General features: G+C 72.7%; 8 protein-coding genes. 6 read left to right on the top strand and 2 right to left on the bottom strand.

Going from position 1 to position 8,066, the window contains the following annotated elements; all coding sequences use genetic code 11:
- The first annotated feature begins 567 nt into the window (after window positions 1-567).
- The 3 genes from ACZ6S5_RS34690 (at window position 568) to ACZ6S5_RS34680 (ending at window position 3,497) form a co-directional block, all read left to right on the top strand.
- Window positions 568-894, top strand: a complete 327-nt coding sequence (locus ACZ6S5_RS34690; protein ID WP_466006521.1) for a hypothetical protein — start codon at window positions 568-570, stop codon at window positions 892-894.
- Window positions 891-1,544 carry a nucleotidyl transferase AbiEii/AbiGii toxin family protein gene (locus tag ACZ6S5_RS34685; RefSeq protein ID WP_466006520.1) on the top strand — a complete coding sequence of 218 codons (654 nt, stop codon included), beginning with the start codon at window positions 891-893 and terminating at the stop codon, window positions 1,542-1,544. The genes ACZ6S5_RS34690 and ACZ6S5_RS34685 overlap by 4 nt, the downstream gene beginning before the upstream one ends.
- A 159-nt stretch (window positions 1,545-1,703) precedes the next feature.
- Window positions 1,704-3,497, top strand: a complete 1,794-nt coding sequence (locus tag ACZ6S5_RS34680; protein ID WP_466006519.1) for a bifunctional metallophosphatase/5'-nucleotidase — start codon at window positions 1,704-1,706, stop codon at window positions 3,495-3,497.
- A gap of 65 nt (window positions 3,498-3,562) precedes the next feature.
- Here the strand turns inward: ACZ6S5_RS34680 and ACZ6S5_RS34675 are convergent, their stop codons facing one another.
- Window positions 3,563-3,751: a hypothetical protein gene (locus ACZ6S5_RS34675; RefSeq protein ID WP_466006518.1), complete on the bottom strand. Its 189-nt coding sequence runs from the start codon at window positions 3,749-3,751 to the stop codon at window positions 3,563-3,565.
- A gap of 93 nt (window positions 3,752-3,844) precedes the next feature.
- On the opposite strand from ACZ6S5_RS34675, the gene ACZ6S5_RS34670 reads away from it, so the two are divergent.
- Window positions 3,845-4,879, top strand: coding sequence for an NAD(P)-dependent alcohol dehydrogenase (locus tag ACZ6S5_RS34670; RefSeq protein ID WP_466006517.1), 1,035 nt, complete (start codon window positions 3,845-3,847; stop codon window positions 4,877-4,879).
- Window positions 4,880-4,904: 25 nt separating this feature from the next.
- On the opposite strand, the gene ACZ6S5_RS34665 is transcribed toward ACZ6S5_RS34670, so the two are convergent.
- The gene (locus ACZ6S5_RS34665; protein WP_466006516.1) at window positions 4,905-6,071 is read right to left on the bottom strand and encodes a geranylgeranyl reductase family protein; all 1,167 of its coding nucleotides are present in this window, start codon (window positions 6,069-6,071) and stop codon (window positions 4,905-4,907) included.
- Window positions 6,072-6,221: 150 nt separating this feature from the next.
- On the opposite strand from ACZ6S5_RS34665, the gene ACZ6S5_RS34660 reads away from it, so the two are divergent.
- Entirely contained in the window at window positions 6,222-6,458 is a 237-nt protein-coding gene (locus ACZ6S5_RS34660) for a hypothetical protein (protein ID WP_466006515.1), read from the top strand.
- Window positions 6,459-6,530: 72 nt separating this feature from the next.
- On the top strand, window positions 6,531-7,973 hold the full coding sequence (locus ACZ6S5_RS34655) for an MFS transporter (RefSeq protein WP_466006514.1): 1,443 nt from the start codon (window positions 6,531-6,533) through the stop codon (window positions 7,971-7,973).
- The last annotated feature ends 93 nt before the right edge of the window (window positions 7,974-8,066 follow it).

The following is an 8,066-nucleotide window of genomic DNA, read 5'->3' as shown; positions in this document are numbered from 1 at the left end:
CCCCCAAACCGGACACCACACCCCACCGACGACCACACCACCCAGCCGCCTGGCCCGTCAATGGAACGCCATGGACGTCTCCGGGACCCGGTGACGTCCATGGCGTTCCACCCACCGCACTCGGCCTGCCCCAGAATCGGACACCGGCGACATAACCCCTCGCCGCCCGGGTCAGGCCGCCTTGATCCACTCGATATGCGACAAGGAGCGGTATCGGGCCACCCTGACAGCGCGACCTGCCGCATCCCGAGCTGCGGGCCGCGCCGGCCGGAAGGGGGCCGGACGCCCTCGACCCACTCGACCTGCCACAAGGGCGGTAACCGGCATCCCGGACGCCGCGACCTGCCGCGACACGGGCGGATCACCGCCTGGCCGGGGCGCACTGCCGGACGGGACGCCCACCTCGACCCGCTCGACTTGCCGCAAAGAGCGCTCGGCGACAGGCCGGACACCGCGACCTGCCGCAGGGCGAGTGGATCACCGCCCGTCGAGGGCCGAACAGGCGCGGGTGACGGTGACGCCGGAACGGACGGCGGGAAAACGCCGGACAGGCGTTACCCTGACAACATGCAGGCCGTCACCAGCGCGTACCTCGCCCGCCCCGGGCGTCCCGCTGTGGTGAGCCGTACGCTGGCCGAGTTGACCGGCCCCACGCGGGGCGTGGTCGAGCTGCCGGTACGCCTGATGTGGAGCAGCGAGCGCGCCTTCGACCTCGCCGACCCGGACGACCTGCTCTGGATGTACGAGAACGTACTGCGGGAGACCACCCGCGTGGACGACCTGCGGGCCCTGATCAACGGGCGGACGCTGCGCCGGGTGTGGCGCCGGCTGAACCTGCCCCGGGGCGTGCGCCTGGCGTGGGAGAGCCGGCACCGGGGCCTGCGTACCGCGTGAGCCACCTGCACGACTTCTACCGGGACGTGGCCCGGGTGGCGCTCACCGCCGCCGGCCCGCACCGGTTCGTGCTGGGCGGCGGCGTGGCCTGGGCGGCGCACGGCCTGGTCGTCCGTCCCACCGAGGACGTCGACCTCTTCGCCGACGTGGAGGGGGCCGCCGCCGCGGCGGCGGCCGGCGTGCGGGCGGCCCTGGAGCGGGCCGGCTACCGGGTCGTCGACGCGGACCCGGACGGCGACCTGGGTGACCTGTTCGACGGGTTCGACCGGGACATGCGGGACTTCGTGGTGAGCCGGGACGGCCGGCAGATCCGGCTCAGCCTGGCCCGGCTCGACCGGTACCGCAGTCCGGTGGTGATGGACCTCGGCCCGGTGATGGACGTCCGCGACCTGATCGCCAACAAGACGGCCGCGCTGGTCAACCGGCGGGAGGTTCGCGACTACATCGACGTCTCCGCCGCGCTGGACCGGTACGAGGTGGCCGAGCTTCTGGAGCTGGCCCGGCAGGTGGACCCGGCGTTGGACGTGGAGGACGTCCGGGCGGCGGGCCGCTACCTGGACCGGGTGCCGGACCGCCGGTTCACCCGATACGGCCTGGACGCCGAGCAGATCGGCGAGGTCCGGCGCCGGATGGCCGCCTGGCCGCGCTGAGCCGGGAACACCGGCCCTGCCGCTCACTTCGTCAGCTTGCCGCCGGTGACCCGCTGGTGGGGTGAAACACCTCAGGGCAATGTGGCGAGAGTGACAGCTGGTCGTTATGGTGCGCAACGGCGCCCACGAGGCGCGTCCACCCCCATGGAAAGGCACCTCATGACCTCCTCCTCCGGCGCCACGCGCCGTCAGGTGCTGGCTGTCGCGGCCGCCGCCGCGACCGCTCCCCTGCTCGCCGGTGCTCCCGCCCGGGCCGCCGACGCCAAGGGCCCGAAGACCTGGGACCTGACCGTCCTGGGCACCTCGGACACCCACGGCAACGTCTACAACTGGGACTACTACAAGGACGCCGAGTACGACGACAGCAAGCACAACGACGTCGGCGTCGCGAAGCTGGCGACCCTGGTCAACCAGATCCGGGCCGAGCGCGGCGTCAAGCCGACGCTGGTGCTGGACGCCGGCGACACCATCCAGGGCACCCCGCTGGCCACCTACTACGCCAAGCAGGAGCCGATCACCGCGACCGGTGAGACGCACCCGATGGCCAACGCCATGAACGTCCTGAGGTACGACGCCGTCACGCTGGGCAACCACGAGTTCAACTACGGCCTGCCGCTGCTGGCCCAGTGGATCGGCCAGCTCGGCTTCCCGGCCCTGGCCGCGAACGCGATCAACGAGGCGACCGGCAAGCCGGCCTTCCTGCCGTACGTCATCAAGAAGGTGTCGCTCGGCGGCGACGACGCCCCGACCATCAACGTCGGCATCCTCGGCCTCACCAACCCGGGCGTGGCCATCTGGGACAAGGGCAACGTCGAGGGCAAGCTGGTCTTCGCCGACATGATCGCCACCGCCGCCAAGTGGGTGCCGATCATGCGCGAGCGCGGCGCCGATCTGGTCATCATCTCCGCCCACGGCGGCGACAGCGGCACCTCCAGCTACGGCCCGGAGCTGCCGAACGAGAACCCGGTCGCCCTCATCGCCCAACAGGTCCCGGGCATCGACGCGATCCTCTTCGGCCACGCCCACAACGAGGTGCCGCAGAAGTTCGTCACCAACACCCAGACCGGCGAGCAGGTGCTCACCTCCGAGCCGTCGAAGTGGGGCCAGCGCCTCACCCGGATGGACTTCACCGTGCAGAAGGTCAAGGGCCGCTGGACGGTGCTCAGCAAGTCCGCCACCATGCTGAACACCAACACGGTGGTCGAGGACGCGGCGGTGCTCGCGGCCGTCCGCGGCCAGCACACCAAGACGGTCGACTACGTCAACAAGGTGGTGGCCCAGTCCAGCGTGGAGCTGTCCGCCGCCGAGTCCCGGTACAAGGACACCCCGATCCTGGACTTCATCAACCACGTCCAGACCGAGGTGGTCACCAAGGCCCTGGCCGGCACCGCGTACGCGGGCCTGCCGGTGCTGTCGATCGCGGCGCCGTTCAGCCGCACCGCGGTCTTCCCGCAGGGTGACGTGCGGATCCGCGACGTCGCCGGCCTCTACGTGTACGACAACACCCTGGAGGCGGTCGTCATCACCGGCGCCGAGGTGAAGGCGTACCTGGAGTACTCGGCGAAGTACTTCGTGACGCTGCCGGTGGGCGCGACGGTCGACCCGAACACGATCAGCGACCCGACCGTGCCGGACTACAACTACGACGTGATCTCGGGCGTCGACTACGACATCGACATCTCGAAGCCGGTCGGCCAGCGGATCACCCGCCTGGTCATGCCGGGCACCGACACCCCGGTCGCCGCGGACGCCCAGTTCGTCATCGCGGTGAACAACTACCGGCGCAGCGGTGGCGGCAACTTCCCCGGCATCGTGAAGACCCAGGTCTACAACCAGCAGCAGGAGATCCGCCAGCTGCTGATCGACTGGGCGCAGGCCAAGGGCGTCATCGACCCGGCCGACTTCTTCGTGCCGAACTGGAAGCTGGTCCGCGAGGGCGTGCCGGTCTTCTGATCCGTACCACCTGCCGACGGGCCCCGGGTGCGCACCCGGGGGCCGTCGGCCGTTTCCGGGACCGGTCAGCCGGCCCCGTGCCGCAGATTCCACTCCGCGGGGTCGCCGGCTGGTTCCGGGCGGTCCCGGCGGGGGTCCGTCTCGGTCAACGCCACCCGGTCCTCGGGACGGACCGCGGGCGGCAGTTCGCCGAAGCGCACGTGCCGCAGGAACGCGTACTCCTCGTCGGTGAACGACTCGCGCGGCTCGCTCATGACCGCATTGTGCGCCCGGCCGTCCACGGTCGGCATCAACCGGCACGGCACGGGTATGCCGCCGCGACGAGTGTCGACGGGGAAGGGACGACCATGCGCGCGGTACGGATGACCGCTCCCGGGGTGCTCGAGCAGGTGGATGTGCCCACTCCGACGGCCGGCCCGGGCGAGGTGCTGCTGCGCGTCGGTGCGGTCGGCGCCTGCCACTCCGACCTGCACATCCTCGACGCGCCGCCCGGGCTCTTCCCCACTCCGATGACGCTCGGGCACGAGATCGCCGGCACCGTCGACGGCATCGGCCCGGGGGTGGATGGCTGGTCGCCCGGGGACCGGGCCGCGGTGTACGGGATCATCGGCTGCGGTCACTGCCGGGCCTGCCTGCGCGGACTGGAGAACCAGTGCCGGGTCGTCCCGGTCGGCGGCATCGGGCTGAGCCGGGACGGCGGCCTGGCCGAGCACGTGGTGGTGCCGGCGTCCCGGTTGCTGCACGTCGGCGACATGGACCTGAACCAAGCGGCCCCGCTGACCGACGCGGGGCTGACCCCGTACCACGCCGTCGAGCTGGCCCGGGAGAAGCTGCGCCCGGGCACGACCTGCGTGGTGATCGGGATCGGTGGGCTGGGGCACATGGCGGTGCAGATCCTGGTGGCCACCACCGCCGTACGGATCGTCGCGGTGGACACCAGCGTCGCGGCGCTGGACCTGGCCGGCCGGCTGGGCGCCCACGACGTGGTGCAGGCCGGCCCGGACACCGTCGACAAGCTCCGGGCGATCGTCGGGCCGCCGCCGGACGGGGCGGACGTGGTGCTCGACTTCGTCGGCGCGCAACCCACCCTGGACACCGCGCGGCAGGTGGTCGCCACCGGAGGCCGGCTGCTGCTGGTTGGGCTGGCCGGCGGCACGCTGCCGGTGCGGCCGGTCGCCGACGAGCCGCCGCCCCTGCCCTTGGAGACGAGCGTCCAGGTGCCGTTCTGGGGCACCCGGGCCGAACTCCAGGAGGTGATCGCGCTCGCCCGTGGCGGCCAGCTGCACGCCGACGTGCAGACCTTCCCGTTGGAGCAGGCGCCGGAGGCGTACGAGGCGCTGCGTCGGGGGGAGATCCACGGGCGGGCCGTGATCGTGCCCTGACCGCGCCGGTCAGGAGTGCGGGAGATTAGCGAGCGGTCGCGGCGACCTGTCCGGCCGCTTGGCCGCGCCGCGGCGGCAGCCGGTTCAGCAGGGCGAGCCCGGACCGGACCGGGCGTCGGGTGAGGGTCTCGGCGAAGCTCGCCTGCCCGAGGCAGAACCGCACGAACATCCGCCAGCCCGGTGGGGTGGCGAGCAGCGCGTGGAAGACGTCCGGCCGGCGTTCGAAGACCTCCAGGAGCCGGTGCCCGGCGCGCATCTCCGGCACCAGCACCCGGTCCACCTCCCGCGCGTACGCGGCAGGCTCGCCGGCGGCGACCGCCTCACCGGCGAGCCTGCCGGAGCGCAGCGCGTAGCTGATCCCCTCCCGGCTCCACGGCTCCAGCAGGCCCGCCGCGTCGCCCGCGACCAGCACCCGGTCGCGGCGCAGCGGCGAGTCGTCCGCCCGGCAACGGGTCAGGTGCCCGGAGTCGTGCTCCGGGGTCACCCCGGACAGGCCCAGCCGGGCCACGAAGTCGCGCAGGTAGGCGCGGGTCCGCTCGCCCTCGCCCCGGGTGGCGATGACGCCGACGGTGAGCCGGTCTCCCTTGGGAAAGACCCAGGCGTACGACCCGGGGACGGGTCCCCAGTCCAGCAGCAGCCGGCCGCGCCAGCGGTCCTGTTCGGCGGGCGGGACCGGCAGCTCCACCTCCAGACCCAGGTCGACCTGGCGGAAGGTCACGCCGACGTGCCGGGCGGTGATTCCGGAGGAGCCGTCGGCGCCGACCACGGTACGGGCGTGGATCACCTCGCCGTTGGCCAGCCGCAGGCGTACCTCGTCGGGGTCCTGCTCGACGGCGCGGACCGCGACGCCCTCGCGGACCTCGGCCCCGGCGGCGACCGCGGCCGCCCGCAGGCGGTCGTCGAACTCCTCCCGGCGGACCATGGCCAGGATCGGCCCGGAGTGCCGGCGGGTGAACTCGCGTCGCCCGTCCCGGGTGAACGTCACCCGGTCGACCCGGTCGTGGGCGGGCACCTCGATCCGGTCGGCGACCTCGGCCAGGGAGACCCCGATCAGGCCGCCGCCACAGGTCTTGTAGCGGGGGTGGGTGGCCCGCTCGACCACCAGCGTCCGGACGCCGGCACGGGCCGCGGCATGGGCGGCGGAGAGCCCGGCGGGCCCACCGCCGACGACGACGAGATCCCAGATGATCACCGGTGCAGCCTAGGGCACGGGCCGGCGGGAACCCCCGCCACGCGCCCGGCGGAAGACCCCCGATCGGGTGGGCATCATCGGACGGCCGAGGGGTAAGCGCCCGACGCAGACCGCCCACCGGTCGGGCGGTCCACGCCGAGGAGGGAAGCGATGGCGCAGGTACAGCTGTCTGAGGTCGAGGAACGGGTGTACCAGGCGGTGTCCGCGCTGGAGGTGCGGGGGCACGTCCCCTACCCCGACCTGATCGCTCAGGAATGCGGGCTGACCGAGGAGGAGCTGCGCGAGCCGCTGCACCTGCTCACCGAGCGGGGGCTGCTGCACCGGGAGGACTCCCCGATGTCGGGGCTGGACTTCGGTCCGCGGTGGTGCGCGCGCCAGATGGCCTGATCCTCACCGTTTGCCCCATCGAGGGCCGGGTAGCGATCGAGTATGCGTGATCGACGGTCGTCAGGGGGCACCATGAGCGCGGACCGGCCGTCGGCTCCGGCGGAGACCGCCGGGTACGACGGCCGCCGGCGTTGGCAGGCACTCGGCGTCGGCCTGGTCGCCGCGTTCATGACCCTGCTGGACGTCAGCATCGTCAACGTCGCGGTCCCCTCCATCGACCGGGCCATCCATGCGACCCCCAGCGACCTGCAGTGGGTGCTGTCCGGGTACGCCCTCACCTTCGGTCTGGTGCTGGTGCCCGCGGGACGGTTCGGCGACGCGCGGGGCCGGCGGAACGCGTTCGTGGTCGGGGTGACGCTGTTCACGCTGACCAGTGCCGTCGCCGGGCTGGCCCGCTCGCCGGAGTGGCTGATCGCCGCCCGGCTGGTGCAGGGCGCCGCGGCCGGGGTGGTCAACCCTCAGGTGAGCGGCATGATCCAGCAGCTGTTCCGGGGCGCCGAGCGGGGTCGTGCGTTCGGGCTGCTGGGCGCCACCATCGGCATCTCCACCGCGGTCGGCCCGCTGCTCGGCGGGCTGCTCATCCAACTCGGCGGCGAACAGCACGGCTGGCGGTGGGTCTTCTTCGTCAACATCCCGGTCGGCATCGTCGCCGTACTGCTGGGCTGGCGGCTCATGCCGGCCCGCCCTGCCGGCCAGCCGGACCGGCACCGGCTCGACCCGCTCGGGGTCCTGCTGCTCGGCGTCGGGGTGACCCTCGTGCTGCTGCCGCTGGTGCAGCGGGAGCAGTGGCACGGCCCGGCGAAATGGTGGCTCATCCCGGCCGGGCTGCTCTTCCTGCTGGGCTTCGGACTATGGGAGCGGCGCTACGCCCGCCACCAGCAGCCCCTGTTCGACCTGCGGCTGTTCGGGCTGCGTTCGTACACCCTGGGCACGCTGATCGGCCTGCTCTACTTCGCCGGCTTCACCGCGATCTTCTTCATCTTCACGCTCTACCTGCAGATCGGGCTGGGCTACAGCGCCCTGGTCGCCGGCCTGGCGATCACCCCGTTCGCGCTCGGCGCGGCGGCCGCCTCGGCGCTGGGCGGCCGGGTGGTCACCCGGTACGGCCGACCACTGGTCGCCATCGGGCTGCTCGTGGTCGCGATCGGACTGGTCGCGACGGACCTGGTGCTGCGCGGCTCACCGCACGACTCGGTGCCGCTGCGGACCGCGATTCCGCTGCTGATTGCCGGGATTGGCAGCGGGCTGGTCATCGCGCCGAACCAGACCCTCACCCTCTCCGAGGTGCCGGTGCCGCAGGCCGGCAGCGGGGCGGGCATGCTCCAGACCGGACAGCGGATCGGCTCCGCCGCCGGCATCGCGGCGGTCGGCGCACTGTTCTTCTCGACGCTTGCCAGTACCCGGGGAGACTGGGCCGCCGCGTTCCGGCACTCGCTGCTGCTGGCCACGGGGATCGTCGCGGTGGCGCTGGCCGCCGCGGTGGTCGACATCGTCGCCGGTCACCGCCGGTCCTGACCCGGATACGCCGCTGGCCGGCACCCCGTGGTGGGGGTGCCGGCCAGCGTGTTGTTCGGGTGTGGGTCAGTTGTTCCAGTGCTGGGCGACCAG

The sequence above is a fragment of the Micromonospora sp. NPDC051924 genome, from assembly GCF_055586005.1.
Note: the sequence above shows the minus strand (reverse complement) of the source record. Positions and strands in the feature narration are given on the sequence as shown.

Excerpts from the sequence above, each read along its gene's own strand:
- ACZ6S5_RS34675 (WP_466006518.1), bottom strand. The coding sequence starts at position 3,751 with ATGAGCGAGCCGCGCGAGTCGTTCACCGACGAGGAGTACGCGTTCCTG.
- ACZ6S5_RS34655 (WP_466006514.1), top strand. The coding sequence starts at position 6,531 with ATGAGCGCGGACCGGCCGTCGGCTCCGGCGGAGACCGCCGGGTACGAC.
- ACZ6S5_RS34670 (WP_466006517.1), top strand. The coding sequence starts at position 3,845 with ATGCGCGCGGTACGGATGACCGCTCCCGGGGTGCTCGAGCAGGTGGAT.
- ACZ6S5_RS34680 (WP_466006519.1), top strand. The coding sequence starts at position 1,704 with ATGACCTCCTCCTCCGGCGCCACGCGCCGTCAGGTGCTGGCTGTCGCG.
- ACZ6S5_RS34690 (WP_466006521.1), top strand. The coding sequence starts at position 568 with ATGCAGGCCGTCACCAGCGCGTACCTCGCCCGCCCCGGGCGTCCCGCT.
- ACZ6S5_RS34660 (WP_466006515.1), top strand. The coding sequence starts at position 6,222 with ATGGCGCAGGTACAGCTGTCTGAGGTCGAGGAACGGGTGTACCAGGCG.